The sequence below is a fragment of the Novosphingobium sp. PC22D genome (assembly GCF_002556635.1).
Classification (GTDB): domain Bacteria; phylum Pseudomonadota; class Alphaproteobacteria; order Sphingomonadales; family Sphingomonadaceae; genus Novosphingobium.
Window position 1 is genome coordinate 258,506 of the sequence record NZ_MWMO01000004.1, and the last position, 14,168, is coordinate 272,673.

14 protein-coding genes are annotated in these 14,168 nt (G+C 67.6%); 5 read left to right on the forward strand and 9 right to left on the reverse strand.

All coding sequences use genetic code 11. The features are described from left to right. Nucleotides 1-26 precede the first annotated feature (26 nt). Complete coding sequence (locus tag B2G71_RS24065; protein WP_168176316.1) at nt 27-1,091, reverse strand: hypothetical protein; 1,065 nt, start codon at nt 1,089-1,091, stop codon at nt 27-29. Nucleotides 1,092-1,184: 93 nt separating this feature from the next. Between B2G71_RS24065 and B2G71_RS24070 the strand changes: the two genes are divergently transcribed. From B2G71_RS24070 to B2G71_RS09520, 3 genes are all read left to right on the forward strand, one after another. Next, nucleotides 1,185-2,270: an AraC family transcriptional regulator gene (locus tag B2G71_RS24070; protein WP_168176317.1), complete on the forward strand. Its 1,086-nt coding sequence runs from the start codon at nt 1,185-1,187 to the stop codon at nt 2,268-2,270. Between the two features lie 98 nt (nt 2,271-2,368). Beyond that, complete coding sequence (locus B2G71_RS09515) at nt 2,369-3,568, forward strand: amidohydrolase family protein (RefSeq protein WP_098105516.1); 1,200 nt, start codon at nt 2,369-2,371, stop codon at nt 3,566-3,568. Between the two features lie 127 nt (nt 3,569-3,695). Then, nucleotides 3,696-4,445, forward strand: a complete 750-nt coding sequence (locus B2G71_RS09520) for a glucose 1-dehydrogenase (protein WP_098105517.1) — start codon at nt 3,696-3,698, stop codon at nt 4,443-4,445. Nucleotides 4,446-4,552: 107 nt separating this feature from the next. Here the strand turns inward: B2G71_RS09520 and B2G71_RS09525 are convergent, their stop codons facing one another. The 7 genes from B2G71_RS09525 to B2G71_RS09555 all read right to left on the reverse strand — a co-directional run bounded on the left by B2G71_RS09525 (nt 4,553) and on the right by B2G71_RS09555 (nt 11,478). Beyond that, on the reverse strand, nt 4,553-5,269 hold the full coding sequence (locus B2G71_RS09525) for an OmpA family protein (protein ID WP_206049360.1): 717 nt from the start codon (nt 5,267-5,269) through the stop codon (nt 4,553-4,555). A gap of 517 nt (nt 5,270-5,786) precedes the next feature. Further along, nucleotides 5,787-7,781, reverse strand: a complete 1,995-nt coding sequence (locus B2G71_RS09530) for a protein kinase (protein WP_098105519.1) — start codon at nt 7,779-7,781, stop codon at nt 5,787-5,789. Beyond that, nucleotides 7,778-8,539 carry a protein phosphatase 2C domain-containing protein gene (locus B2G71_RS09535; protein WP_098105520.1) on the reverse strand — a complete coding sequence of 254 codons (762 nt, stop codon included), beginning with the start codon at nt 8,537-8,539 and terminating at the stop codon, nt 7,778-7,780. Before B2G71_RS09535 ends, B2G71_RS09530 begins: the two co-directional genes overlap by 4 nt. An 81-nt stretch (nt 8,540-8,620) precedes the next feature. After that, on the reverse strand, nt 8,621-9,373 hold the full coding sequence (locus B2G71_RS09540; RefSeq protein WP_098105521.1) for an OmpA family protein: 753 nt from the start codon (nt 9,371-9,373) through the stop codon (nt 8,621-8,623). Beyond that, nucleotides 9,370-9,597 carry a hypothetical protein gene (locus B2G71_RS09545; protein ID WP_168176318.1) on the reverse strand — a complete coding sequence of 76 codons (228 nt, stop codon included), beginning with the start codon at nt 9,595-9,597 and terminating at the stop codon, nt 9,370-9,372. The genes B2G71_RS09540 and B2G71_RS09545 overlap by 4 nt, the downstream gene beginning before the upstream one ends. A gap of 295 nt (nt 9,598-9,892) precedes the next feature. Continuing rightward, nucleotides 9,893-10,537 carry a flavin reductase family protein gene (locus tag B2G71_RS09550; RefSeq protein ID WP_098105523.1) on the reverse strand — a complete coding sequence of 215 codons (645 nt, stop codon included), beginning with the start codon at nt 10,535-10,537 and terminating at the stop codon, nt 9,893-9,895. Between the two features lie 5 nt (nt 10,538-10,542). Next, entirely contained in the window at nt 10,543-11,478 is a 936-nt protein-coding gene (locus B2G71_RS09555) for a carbon-nitrogen hydrolase family protein (RefSeq protein ID WP_206049361.1), read from the reverse strand. Nucleotides 11,479-11,605: 127 nt separating this feature from the next. On the opposite strand from B2G71_RS09555, the gene B2G71_RS09560 reads away from it, so the two are divergent. Continuing rightward, complete coding sequence (locus B2G71_RS09560; protein ID WP_098105524.1) at nt 11,606-12,733, forward strand: cupin domain-containing protein; 1,128 nt, start codon at nt 11,606-11,608, stop codon at nt 12,731-12,733. A gap of 16 nt (nt 12,734-12,749) precedes the next feature. Further along, complete coding sequence (locus B2G71_RS09565) at nt 12,750-13,661, forward strand: fumarylacetoacetate hydrolase family protein (RefSeq protein WP_098105525.1); 912 nt, start codon at nt 12,750-12,752, stop codon at nt 13,659-13,661. Between the two features lie 90 nt (nt 13,662-13,751). On the opposite strand, the gene B2G71_RS09570 is transcribed toward B2G71_RS09565, so the two are convergent. After that, nucleotides 13,752-14,168, reverse strand: coding sequence for a thioesterase family protein (locus B2G71_RS09570; protein ID WP_098105526.1), 417 nt, complete (start codon nt 14,166-14,168; stop codon nt 13,752-13,754).

The window sequence follows — 14,168 nt, forward strand, 5'->3', positions numbered from 1 at the left end:
CGCCGTCTCCTTCGCCGTATCAGCCCTCAGGCAAATGCCCGGAACCCGGCGCACCAGGCGCCGAAGGCCTCGATCCGCCGCCACAGCAGTTCGCGCGTTCCCGCGAAATTGTGCACGTGCCCCATGCGCGGGCAGGCGAAGACGTCGATGCTGCGCGCGGAGCGATAGGCGCGCGGCTCGGCATGCGGATCGGGCACGAGATCGCGCGCGCCCGTCGCGCAGAGCACCGGCACGGTCAGGCAGGCCGCCTCCGCCGCGACGATCCCGGGCGTGAGCGTCGCGCGCGCGGCACGCTGCGGCGTGCGCCGGGCGTGCCAGGGCTCGCGCTCGGACCCGGCTTCCTCCTCGGCGAGGCCGATCCGCGCATAGTGGCGCAGGTCCGCCTCGACGATTTCTGCCGGAACATCGTCGTAGTGGAAGCCCCAGGCAAGCGAACTCCACGCCGCCTGCCCCTGCAGTTCGGCCGTCCCCGCCGCATCGAGCGCCTCGGCGTTGAGCGGCTCGGTCTCGCCGGCGGAGGCATCGCGCGGATACCACGCGACGACCACCGGCGGCGCGCCCGGCGCGGTCGCCGGATGGCTATGGATCGCGCTGAAGCCGAGCACCCCGACGCCGTGGTAACTGCGATGCCGCGCCTGCTGGTAGATCGCCAGCGCGCCGCCGAGCGAATGGCCAAGCCCGATCACCGTGGCCCCGCCCACCGGAGGATAGCCGTCGACGAGCACGCCGTTGGCAAGCCGCGCCAGAATCTCCCGCTCCGCCGCGTCCGCCGCCGCGGCCAGCACCGCGAAGGTCAGCGCCTCGGGATCGAGATTCGCGTCGCCCGCGCAGCCGAGCGTATCGACGGCGACGAAGATCCACCCGCGCCCGGCGTGCCAACGCGCCTGCGCGTCGCTTCCGGGGCCCGGCAGGGCATGCGTGTAGTAGGCGCGCGAATAGCTGCTGCTCGGCCGCGCGAAGCACACCACCGCGGGATCGGCCAGCGCTTCGGGCGCGGGCAGGACCACGCTGGCGAACACCGTCGCCGGCCCGTCGAGCCCGATCGCGTGCGAAACATCGAGCCGGAGTTCAACCTGCTGCAATCGCGTCATCCTCGTCCCCTGCGCGGGCGCATTGACCGGCGCGAACTTGGGCATATCCTGTCGTGCGAGCGAGATGTCAAAAGGAAGGATCGGCACGGAGCCGTGATCGAGGGAGCCGCAACCAGCGCAAGCCGCCCGGACGGCCTCGAAAAGCTGCGGCTCGCGCGCGGCACCTGGAGCTATGCCGATCTTTCGAGCGCCTCGGGCTTTTCGGTTGCGCCCACCGACGGCGTCTATCTGCACTGCATGATCCATGGCGAGCTGCGCCTCGCCTGCGCGGGCGGCGCGCACATCGTGCTGCGCGGCGGCGACGCGATGATGGTCCTGTCCGGCGAGGCCCATGCCCTGCGCACCGCCGAAGGCGCTGCCGCGCCCAGCCACGTGCTGCTGCGCGAAAGGAGCGCGGCCACGGCGCCGTCATCCTGCGCGTTCGGCCCGCCGGGCCGACCGGTCGCCCGTGTCCTCAGCGCCCGGCTCGACGCGAGCTGGCCCGAAGGAATCTCGCGGCGGTCCCTGCCGGCGCTGCTTGCGCTCGCGGGCACCGGCCGTCCCGAATCGGCGCGGCTCGTGGCGCCCGATGCCTTCGCGCGCGCCGGCGTCGGCGCCGGATCGAGCGCTGTCCTGACCTGCCTCGCCGAATTACTCCTGATCGCCGCGCTGCGCGAGGGCGCCGTGGCGCGTTCCATCTTCGCGGCGGCGGACCCTAATCCGATCGCCGATGCCCTGGCGCTGGTCGCGGCCGATCCGGCAGCCGCCTGGACGGTCGCCTCCCTGGCGCGCGCGGTCGGCATGGGCCGCTCCAATTTCGCCGCACGCTTTGCCGAGACGATCGGCCGCGCGCCGATGGAAGTCGTCGCCGAATACCGCATGGAGCATGCCGCGCGATTGCTGCGCGAAGGCCGCCTCAAGGTCGCGGAGATCAGTGAGCTGGCGGGCTACGGTTCGGAAGCCGCGTTCTCGCGCCGCTTCACCCGCCACTTCGGGATGACGCCGAGCCGGATGCGCGAGAGCGCGCGCGCCGCTTCGCTCGTGACGCAGGAGCGCCCCGGCTTCCGCTCGCTGCTGCGCGGGACGGCGGCCGCCCTGGACCGCAGGCAGGCCGAGCCGGCGGTGCGCGAGCCGCGCACCCGCGGTGCCGACGCGCCGCACGGCAAGCGCGCCTTCATCGTTCCGGGCTGGTCCGACTAGCCCCGGACGATCGGACATGCCCGCTGGAGGCGCGGCACTTGTTGCCGTGCGCGTCCTGCGCGACGCCGCGTGGGAGAACCGTCCGAGGGAGAGAAACCATGGCAACGATCGCGCCCGACAGGCCCCAGGCTCAATCGACCATCAAGGTCATCGATGCCGACACCCACCTCACCGAGCCGTGGGACTTGTGGACCAGCCGCGCTCCCGCGAAATGGCGGGACCGCGTCCCGCAAGTGAAGATGCACGACGGCGCGATGAGCTGGGTGATCGACGGCGACAAGGTGATCGGCCTCAAGGCGCACCCCAACTCCGCGATCCGCGCGGACGGGTCCAAGGTGCGAAAGCTCGACGAGTTCCTCGCTCTCGAGTTCGACGACGTGCATATCGGCTCGTCCGATCTCGCCGCGCGGCTCAGGGTCATGGACGAGACCGGAATCCACGCGCAGATCGTCTATCCCAATATCCTCGGCTTCGGCGGGCAGGCGGCCGCCAAGGTCGACCCGGACCTGCGCCAGGTCTGCGTCGAGATCTACAACGACGCCATGGCCGAAATGCAGGAGGCATCGGGCGGACGCTTCTTCCCGATGGCGCTGCTGCCCTGGTGGGACGTGAAAGCCGCGGTGAAGGAGACCGAGCGCACCCGGGCGATGGGGCTGCGCGGGATCAACATCAACTCCGACCCCCACTACCACGAGGACGCGGACGGACGGCTCATCCCCGACCTCGCGAGCCCGCACTGGGACCCCTTGTGGGACGCCTGTTCCTCGCTCGGGATGCCGGTGAACTTCCACATCGGCGCCTCGGAACAGTCGATGGACTGGATCGGACAGCAGGGCTGGCCCTCGCTCACGCGTGACCTGCGCTCGGGGCTCGGCGGGGCGATGCTGTTCTTCAACAACGGCCGCGTCGTCGCCAACATCATCTATTCGGGGCTGCTCGACCGCTTTCCGCGGATCAGGTTCGTCTCGGTCGAAAGCGGCGTGGGCTGGGTGCCGTTCATGATGGAGGCGATCGATTACCAGCTCGTCGAGATCGCCGAGGGCCGCAAGTTCGCGATGAAGCCGTCCGAATACTTCAAGCAGAATTTCTACGCATGCTTCTGGTTCGAGCAGGACGACATCGCGCATACACTGCGCCGCGTCGGGATCGACAACTGCTTGTTCGAAACCGATTTCCCGCATCCGACCGGGCTCTATCCGATCGAGCGCCTGGAAGACCGGCTCGGCGATCTGACCTTCGAGGAACGCGACAAGGTGCTCTCGCGCAACGCTGCGAAACTCTATCGCATCGGCATCTAGGCCCGGCGCGCGCTTCCTTTCCAACGCCGTGGCGAAAAAGCTGAACACCTGTTCAAATCAAGGCTTTCGCAAACGCGCGCTTTCGCCTAGCGGATGACCCGGAGAGGCCAGCGAAAGGGAGAAGCCGATGTCCTACAAAGTCGCCGTCATTACCGGAGCCGCCGCGGGCATAGGCGCCGCCTGCGCGAAGAGGCTCGCCAGCGAAGGCGTCGCCGTCGGCGTGCTCGATCTCGACGAGGCGCGCTGCGCCGATACGGTGGCGGCGATCAAGGACGCGGGCGGCAGCGCGATCGCGCTCGGCGCGGACGTTTCGAACCGCGCCAGCGCCGCTGCCGCCATCGAAAAATGCCGCGACGCGCTCGGCCCGATCACGATCCTGGTGAACAACGCGGGCGTCACCGATTTCACCCCCTTCGAGCAGATCACCGACGAATTGTGGGACCGCGTCTACGCGATCAACGTGCGCGGCCCGATGATCATGGCACAGCTCGTCCATGGCGACATGAAGGACGCAGGCTGGGGCCGCATCGTCAACATCTCGTCCTCGAGCGCGCAGACCGGCGCGGTCAACATGATCACCTATTCGTCCTCGAAGGGCGCGGTTGTGACGATGACGCGCTCGATGGCGCAGGAGTTCGGGCCGCTCGGGATCACGGTGAACAACATTCCGCCCGGTTCGGTGATGGGCACGATCATGTCCGAGGCGAACCGCGAGCGCTTCCAGATCCCGACCGAGGTGCTGCTGCAGACCATCCCGGTGCGCCGCATGGGCGAGCCCGACGACATCGCCAACGCCTGCGCGTGGCTGTGCGACGAGCGCAGCCAGTACGTCACCGGCCAGACTATCGGCGTTAACGGCGGCCGCGTGGTGACCTGAGCGAGCGGGCGTTCCCGGGGGGCCGGGCTCTCGGGACAGAGGTCCGAAAAACGCAAAACCCGGCGGCACGCGGGCCGCCGGGTTCCGGCTCCATCGCCGGGAAGCGATCAGAGGATGAGGCCGGCCTCGACCCGGCGGTTCGCGCCGTCGGTCGGCGCGACATCGTCGAGCGGCTTTTCATAGCCGAAGCCGTAGGTCTGGAGCATCGTGGGGTCGACGCCCTGGCTGACGAGATAGTCGGCCACGGCCTTGGCGCGGCGCTCGGAAAGCTTGCGGTTGTAGGCCGCCGAGCCCGACCGGTCGGTGTGGCCGCCGATGAGGAAGGTCTTGCCCGCCATTTTCGGGTCCTTGAGCGCTTCGGCGAGCGCCACGGCCTGGGCACGCGATTCGGCGGTGAGATTCGCCGAGTTGATGTCGAAGTTCATCCGGATGTCGAACATGCGGCCGGTCTGGGGGGCATCGGCCGTCGTGCCTTGCGCCATCGCCGGCTTGGCCTTGGGCGTGGTGATGCCCGCCGGCTTGGTCGCGCCAACGGAGGCGGCGGGGCGACGGATCGGCGTGACGTTGGCGGGTGCCGGCGTGTTCGTCGGCGCCGGACGCGAGGTCAGGCTGGTGAAACCGCGGGTCTTGCCCTGGCGGACGCGGGGCGGAAGGTTCTCGTCCGCAGCGGCATCGGTCGCCGCGCCGTCGCCTTCGGCCGCCGCGGCCTCTTCACCGAGCAGGCCGTTGACGTAGTCGTCCTTGGTGAGCGGCTTGGTGTCGGCCCAGGCCGCGGTCGAAAGCATGAGCCCGGCCATGCCGGCAATGATCAGCTTCTTGGTCATAGCACTACCTCGTTCGCTTGCCTCCGGTTCCGACCGGCGGCGTGAAGACTTATGCAGCAAAGTCGTTTTCGGATCATCTCGATCCCGCTTTCCTGCGACGCTTGTAAAATGCCAAAAGCCCAGGCTGCCGTAAAGGTCGATAAGTCGTGATAAAAGCCACAGCAATAGTGTGAGGGATTGCAGGACTCTTTTCAAAAGAGACAAAACGCAGAACAATGCGTCGCCCCTATTCGAGATCATCTCTATAATTGGCGTTGTTGCCGACAGGAAGAGCAGTCAATCGTCCGACGAAATGAGTAATCTTCGGCTCACGATGCCATTTGAGCGGGCACTTGCCCGAATTGAACCTTGAGCGCGACTTGGCGCCGATGCGGCAAGGGGCGAAATCCGCCGACGCTTCGCGCTCTGACTTGCCCGGCGAGCGCACGCCGACGCGAGCGCGGACGCTGTTCGCGTGCTCTTGCGGCCGATGGCGTGCGGCCGTCTTCGTTCAACTTCTGCGAGGGTGGTATCCCGGTCAGGAGACCGACTTGAACCAGACCATCTCGGTGCGCCAGCCCTTGTTGGCCGCTTCGGAAAGAAACTTGCTCTGCCAGTCGGAGCCCCGCTGGCCGACGGGCGGGACGACCACTGCCGGATCGAACGGGCCCTCGCCGGTCAGCAGCAGGATGCCCGACCAGCCTTCGTGATCGAGACCGATGTTGAGGCGGTAGGCGTTCGCCCCCTCCTCGCGCTCGATCATCGGGCTGCCCGCCGCCAGGGCATCTGTGAAGTCCGACTTCTTGCTGACGATCGTGGTGAATTCGCCCGAAGGCTCGAGGCCGACCACCGTGAGGTCCTTGTCGCCGATGTCGGCGTCGATGCCGATCGGCGCGACCGCCGCGACCTTGCCGGGGTAGTAGGGGTCGTCCTGCGGGCGCATCGCCATCTTGAACTGGCGGGTCGGCAGCGTCAGGCGATCATCGGACAAGTCGCGCACCTGGCGATAGGTGTCGAGCGCGGAGCAGCCCGCCTGGGTGATCGGCGCCACTTCGGCGAAATCGAGTTCCGCGCCATCGACGCCGCCGTTCGTCAAGGCACGCGCGATGTCGCCCTTGGCCTGGTTGGGATTGCCCGCGACGCCGGTGAAATTAACTTTCACCGCATCCCCTGCGTCCTCCGCGTTGACGATGGAAAGCCAGCTACACCCGACCGAGGGCAGCGCCGAGTTCACCACGCGCGTCGCCTTTTCGGCGGCGGACAAGTCCGCGCCGGCGACCGCCTCGGTCGGCTCGCCGCCCGCCGGAGCCTCGTCGTCCGAACCACTCATCAGCCACCAGGCGAGCCCGGCGAGCACCGCGAGCGCGATCAGCGCGATGAAGATGATCGGCCCGGCGTTCGTCTTTTTCTTCGCCCCGGCCATCGGCGTGATGACGTTGCCGCTCTGCGCGCCGCTGCCCGGCGGTGGAGGCGGCGGCGCGGCGGGCGGAGACGGAGCGGCCCTCGGCTCGAGCCGCTCGAGCACTTCGTCCATCGACTGCAGGCGATCGGCGGGATCGGCCGGGAGCATTTCCTCGAGGATCGAGCGCAGCCGCGGGTCGATACCCTCGAGATCGGGCCCTTCCTTGCGCCGCACGACCGCGTCGGCCAGCGATCCGCCCATGTTGACGTCGGCGCCGCGCGCCACGGCCAGCACCACCAGCCCAAGGCTGTAGACGTCGGTCCAGGGCCCGACGTTGCTGTTGTATGACCCGAGCTGTTCAGGCGCGACGTAGCCGAGCTTGCCGGCAAAACCCTGGCCAATGATCGTCTTCTGCCCGGGATCGAGATCCTTGGCGATGCCGAAATCGATGATCTTGGCCTTGAGCAGCTCGCCGTCGGGCAGCAGCACGTTGTCGGGCGACATGTCGCGGTGGATCGCCCCGCGCTCGTGCGCGACCTTGAGGCCCGAGGCCAGCCGCTTGAGGAACGCGAGCAGATCGTCGGTCGACGGCTTCAGCTCGCCGAGCACGTCGAGCAGATTGTCGCCCTCGATGTAGTCGGTGACGATATAGAGCACGCCCAGCGTCGGGTCCGAGGCGAGCACGCGGTAGGCGACGAGCGCTTCGTGGTTGAGCTGGGTAAGGATCCGGGCCTCCTTGCGGAACAGCCCGACCACGTTGGGATCGGCGGCGAGCTGCGGCAGGATCACCTTGATCGCCACCTTCTCGTCGGTGTGGTTGACGTTCACGCCCTCGAAGACTTCGCCCATGCCGCCGCGGGCGATGAAGCGGGTGACTTCGTAGATGTAGTTGAGAACGTCACCGATCGCGATCTGCCGGCCCATCGCCTGACCGGGCGCGATCGGCTGGACCGTGGGCGGCGGCATCTGGGGCGGCGCGGGCTCCTCGGCCGGAGGCGGCGGCACGGCGGAAGACGGCGGCGGTTGCTGCGCGCCCTTGCCGGCATTGACGTCAGGAACCGGCACCGCATCGGATGCGCCGCCATTCCCGGTGCCCTCACCGCGGTCCTTGGGGTCGTCGGGCTCGTTCATGCAGCGGATCCCTCGTCGGTATTCTGAAGGGAGAGCGCGGTCTCTTCATCGACGCTCACCGCCACCATCGTCACGTTGTCGGGCGCCCCTCTCGAGATCGTCATCTCGAGCAGCATGTCCACCGACTTGTCGAGCGGTTCGCTTTTCATCACGGCTTCGATCTCACTGTCGCTTACCTGGCCATGCAGTCCGTCGCTGCAAAGGAGGAAGATATCTCCGGCCCGCGTCCTGTCGGCTACGATATCGACCTCCACCGTTTCCCTTACCCCGACCGCGCGGCCAAGCATGTGACGCATGGGATGCGTTTCCGCCTCTTCCTCCGAGATGGCGCCCCGATCAAGCAGTTCCTGTACCGGGGTGTGATCCTTCGTCAACCGGATTAGCCGGTTGTCCCGAAGTACATAGGCGCGACTGTCACCCACCCAGCACACACCAAAGTACGGTCCCGCGAAATAGAGCGCGACGACTGTCGTGCCCATTTGCTTCGATCGCTTCACCGACTCGGTGTAGACGATCTGATTGCTGACGTGGATCGAATTGGCGATCGCGTAGCATGCTTCTTCGAAGTCCTCGGGCACGGTCACGTGCATCAGCGTCTGTGTCACGACTTCGGACGCCCAGTCACCGTGGTCGTGGCCGCCCATGCCGTCCGCGACCGCCCAGAGGTTCTCGGAGGTCCGCTCGCAGTAGGTGTCCTCGTTCCGTTCGCGTACGCACCCTTCGTGAGTGACTGCTGCGCTATCCAGCTTGAACGGCATCGTGCGCCTCCGTAGTCCGTGCGGACGGCGCGGGATTGCGCCCCATGTCTTGCGCCGGCGCCGCTTCGGGGCGCCGCGAGCTCACGACCCGGCTCCCTCGGCCCGCCGGGCGATCACCACCTCGATACGATCCTCACCCGCGCCTTCGGCGAGGTCGATCCCCTTGGCCGCGATGCGGCGGTTGTCGGCAATGGCATCGCGCAGAACCGCCGCGACGGCCTCCGCCCGCGCCTGCCCGAGCGCCCCGCCCTCGCCCGAAGAGTAGCCCTCGACGGTGATGAACTTGGCGTTTTCCTGCTCGAGCGCCTTGCCGATCCGCTCAATGACCTCGATCTTGCCGTCCTCGAACTCCGAGGAGCCCGACTTGAACAGCCCTTGCGATACGACGCGTGCGCGCACGGTGGCGTCGTCCTCCACGATCTCGACCCCATCGCCGGCGATCTCGGGCGCGAGGAAAGTGCTCAGCCGCTCGGCCTGCGCGCCCATCGCGGGCGCCGCGGGCCCGGGCGCGGCCTCGCTCTCGCCGCCCGGGGCGAGGATCACGTAGCGCACCACCATGAAGCCCAGCGCGATCAGCAGCAGCGCCGAAAGAATCCAGGGAAAGATGCTGCCGCCGCTCCGCTCGTAGCCGGCGGGCTGCTCGAACATCGGCGCCACCGGCGCGGCGGGCGGTGCGGTGGAGACCGGCGGCGGCGCCTTCGGGGCTGCGGACTGGGGATCGGCGAGATTGCCGAACAGCGGCGCGGCCTCGCCCTCGCCGTCCTGCAGCGGCGAAGGCCGGAACACCGTCTTGAACTGCGCGGCGCGCGCGTCCTTGCGTTCGTCGTCGCTCATGCCTTGCCTTCCCCCAAGGGGCGCGCGAGCCCCGCCAAGCGCGTCACCGGCCGCGCGCCATCGCGCGCGAAATCCGGCGCGAAACGCGGAAACGGCATCGCCCCAACAGAGGCGCGGGAGAAGCCGAACAGCGTCGTATCGCGTCCGGCCGGGCTTGTCTTGGTGACGGTCGCGCGGCGCAAAGCCACCGAAGCCGACAACTCGCCTTTGCTCAACAACTTCACCCCCCCGGTTCCAATTGCCGGTGACGGCGGATGATAACGAAATCGCGGTCCAACAAAAGGCCCGATTTTCGCGCGAGCATCCAGCGATGTTTTAGCTATCGGGAGTAGTCTGGGACGACTTCGCGCTTTCGTAAGACGACGACATCGTCGTGACACTTCAGAGCAACATTCCGTTTCGACGCGAGGAGCGCGCCGGCGCGACGCATACGGCCCATCGAACTTGCGACAAGCGTTTCACGAAAGTGCTCGGCGGAGGCCGGCGGCGATCATGGCGCGTCGCCGTGCCGGACGGCCGCTAGCGCCGATCGGCCTCGGCGGACGCCCCGGACCAGGCCGCGTAGTTGGGCCGCTCCATCTGGAAAAGGTCCGTCGCGCGTGTGTACCAGCCGGCGCCGTGCATGCGCGCGACGAGGCCCATGGCGAGCGTATCGACATGGAGCCTGTCGGCATCGACGAAGGCGTCGTCGATGTGGAAGCGCAGCACTTCGCCCAACGCGATCGTCGTCTGCCCCGCCTCGATGCTCTGGTAGAGCCTGCATTCCATCGCGACCGGCGCGGACGCGATACGCGGCGGCGCAACGACGCTGGACGGCGCGGTCATGAGGCCGGTCTCGGCGATCTCGTCGAATTCGGGCGGCGCGTCGATGCACGTGAAGTTCATCGCGGCCGAATCCGCCTCGCTCACCAGGTTGACCACGAATTCGCCGGTTTCGAGGATGTTGGCCGCCGTGTCCTTGTGGGTGCCGTCGGGCCGGCGCATCATGCCGATCACCAGCAGCGGCGGCTCGGCGCTCATCATGTTGAAAAAGCTGTAGGGCGCGGCGTTGAGCACGCCGCTCGCCGATTTCGTGGTGACCCAGGCGATCGGGCGCGGGGTGACGCTGGCGCTCATCAGCTTGTAGCGCTGGGGCCCGGCCATGGCAGAGAAGTCGAATTCCATCGTGCCTAGTCTCCGCTGCGGGTCACGGCTTTCATCGGCGCGACATTGACCGAAAGGTTGAAGACGTCGGGCCGGGCATAGTGGCCGACGACATCGAAATCGAACTTGCCGCGCACGACCTCGGCCGGGTCGATCTGCGCGTAGAGAATGTCCTCGCCCTCGAAATAGGGGCCCGCGAGCACGTTGCCGAGCGGATCGACGATCATCGAGCCGCCGCGCATGAGCACGGTATCGGGCGCATCGCCGAGCGCGCAGTCGAAGTCGTCGGGAAACGCCCCGCGGGTGATGTGCTGGCAGGCCGAGAGCACGAAGCAGCGGCCTTCGAGCGCGATGTGCCGCATCGTCGCGGCCCAGCCGTCGCGATCGTCGGCGGTCGGCGCGCAATAGAGCGTGATGCCCTGATCGTACATCGCGAGGCGCAGCGCCGGCATGTAGTTTTCCCAGCAGATCACCGCGCCCACGCGGCCCATCGGCGTGTCGATCACGGGCATCGTCGAGCCGTCGCCGAAGCCCCAGATGAGGCGTTCCGCGCCGGTCGGCATCAGCTTGCGGTGCTTGGCGACGAGGCCGTTCTCGCCGTCGAAGAACAGCGCGGTGCAATAGACGGTGCCGCCGTCGCGCTCGATCACGCCGATGACCAGGAAGATGCCCGTCTCGGCGACGGCCTCGGCCACCAGTTCGACCTCGGGACCGTCGAGCGCGATCGCGGCTTCGTGATAAGCGCGAAAGTCCTCGCGGCCCTGCGGCTTGCGCATGCCGATCGGCGCGCCGAACGAGGCGCCCTTGGGATAGCCGCCCAGAAAGGCCTCGGGGAAGACGGCGAGCGACGCGCCGCCGCGCGCGGCCTCGCGAATCAGTCCGGCCGCCTTCTCGGCGGCGGCCAGAGTATCGTAGGGGACGGAGGAGGCCTGGACGACTGCGGCCTTGAACGGGGCGGGCATGATGCTCCTTTCGCTGGACATGGGCGCCATGATGCGGCTGGCGCGCAGATCCGCAATAGTTGCATTTGACAGTTTTTTCAAACTGTTTTAGGCTTGTAATATCTTTCGCACTCGAGGGGAGACGACGGTGGCTTCCTCCAGCTACGACCAGTACCGGGAAGACATGATCGGACGCGCCAACGTGGCCGACACGCCCGCGCTTGTGGCGTACTACAAGCGGCTCGAAGAGCTCGGCACCGGCGCACTGTGGACCGTGGCCAACAAGATCGAGCCATGGGAGCCGACATCCAGCTCGGTGCCTTATATCTGGCGCTACAAGGACCTGCGCGACGACGTGATGCGCGCGCTCGACCTGGTGACGCCCGAGCAGGCGGGCCGGCGCGTCGTCTATCTCGAGAACCCCGGCCGCGGCGACGTGGTGGCGGCGGTCGGCTGGCTCTATTCGGGCCTGCAGGTGATGGGGCCGGGCGAGCTGGCGTCGAGCCATCGCCACTCGGCCTCGGCGCTGCGCTTCATCATGGAAGGCGAGGGCGCCTTCACCAATGTCGATGGCCACAAGATGACGCTGGGCGCCAACGACTTCGTGCTCACGCCCAACGGCACCTGGCACGAGCACGGCGTCTCCGAGGACGGGACGCCCTGCATCTGGCAGGACGGGCTCGACATCCCGCTGATGAACGCGCTCGAGGCGAACTTCTACGAGGTTCATCCCGATCTGCAGCAGGCGGTCTCGTTTCCGGTCGACGATTCGACCGCGAGCTGGGCCGGCACCGGGCTGCGCCCGGCGGGCATGGCCTGGGCCAAGGCCTATTCGCCCCTGTTCAAGTACGAATGGGCACCGACGTACGAGGCGCTTTCCAAGTACGCGCGCGTGACCGACGGATCGCCCTACGACGGCGTGCTGATGGAGTACGTCAATCCGCATACCGGCGGCCCCGTGATGCAGACGATCGGCGCCTCGATGCAGATGCTGCGCCCCGGCGAACGCACCAAGGCGCACCGGCAGACCGGCTCGTTCGTCTACCAGTGCGCCAAGGGCAGCGGCTACTCGATCATCAACGGCCAGCGTTTCGACTGGCGGGAACGCGACATCTTCGTGGTGCCGACGTGGATGTACCACGAACACTGCAACGCCTCGGACACCGAGGATGCATGCCTGTTCACCTTCAACGACCTGCCGGTGATGCGTGCGCTCGGTCTCTACCGCGAGGAAGCCCTCGCCGAGAACGACGGCCATCAACCCGTGCTGAGCTGACAATCAAGGAATCCCCATGCGTCTCGTAACCTACCGCGCCAATGTCGAGGCCGAAGCGCGCCTCGGCGCCATCGCCGACGATCTGGTCGTCGACCTCGCCCGCTTCGGCGAGCGCGTCGGCGTGCCCTTCCCCGCGACGATGCTCGAGTTCATCGACCTCGGTCCGCAGGCCGTGGCCATCGCCACGAAGGCGATCGCCGAAGCCGACGGCATGTTCCCGCTGGGAACCGCGATCCCGCTCGCCAACGTCAAGCTGCTCGCGCCGATCCCGCGCCCGCGCAAGAACCTGTTCGGCATCGGCCTCAACTACACCGAGCACGTCGCCGAGAGCGCCAAGTCGCTCGACACCTCGGCCGACCTGCCGCGCCAGCCGGTGATCTTCTCGAAGCCGCCGACGACCGTGATCGGTCCGGACGAACCGATCCGTCACAACGCCGAGATCACCCGGCAGCTCGACTGGGAAGTCGAACTCGCCGCCGTGATCGGCCGCCGCGCCAAGGGGGTGAGCCGCGAGAACGCGCTGGGTTACGTGTTCGGCTATACCGTGTGCATCGACATGAGCGCGCGCGACTGCCGCCGCGCCGGCCAGTGGATCTACTCCAAGGGCCAGGACAGCTACGCGCCGCTGGGCCCGTGCATCGTCACCGCCGACGAGATCCCCGATCCGCAGACGCTCGACCTCAGCCTCACCGTCAACGGCGTGACCAAGCAGGCGAGCAACACCGCATACATGCTGTTCAAGGTCGACGAGCTCGTCGCCGACATCAGCAAGGGCATAACCCTGGAGCCGGGCGACATCATCGCCACCGGCACCCCCGCCGGCGTCGGCGCGGGCATGGACCCGCAGGAATGGCTCTGGCCCGGCGACACCATCGTCGCCACCGTGGAAGGAATTGGCTCGCTCACGCACCCTGTCGTAAAAGCCTGAACTTGTCCCTTTGACTGGCAAAGGGGGGAGCACACCGTGCTTCCCCCTTCTTTTTGCCCGGCGAGACCGCGGGGCGCGCGGGCGAGGCGGTCAGGCGGCGGGAACGAGCCCTTCGCCGATCGCGGCGCGCAAGTCCTGCGGCCACTCGCAGGCCTTGTGGGACGTCAGGTCCATGCACACCAGCGCAACCTCCGCATGAAGCCGCGGCTCGCCCTTGCATGAGAAATCGACCGCGATGGCGCAACTGCTCCGGCCGAGCCGGCGCGGTGAGATCGTGATCGTGAGTTGCTCGCCCAGACGGCTTGGCGCGGTGAATTCGCATTCCAGCTTCACTGTCGGCACGCCGATCTTGCGGTCGAGGTGCATGGTGGCGAAATCGACGCCGAGCCGGCGTGCGAACCAGTCCTCGACGGCGCCGTTGAGCATCTCGAAGTAGCGGGGATAGAAGACGATGCCGGCGGGATCGACATCGGCGAAACGGACCAGCGCGCTGGTGACGAAGGACAT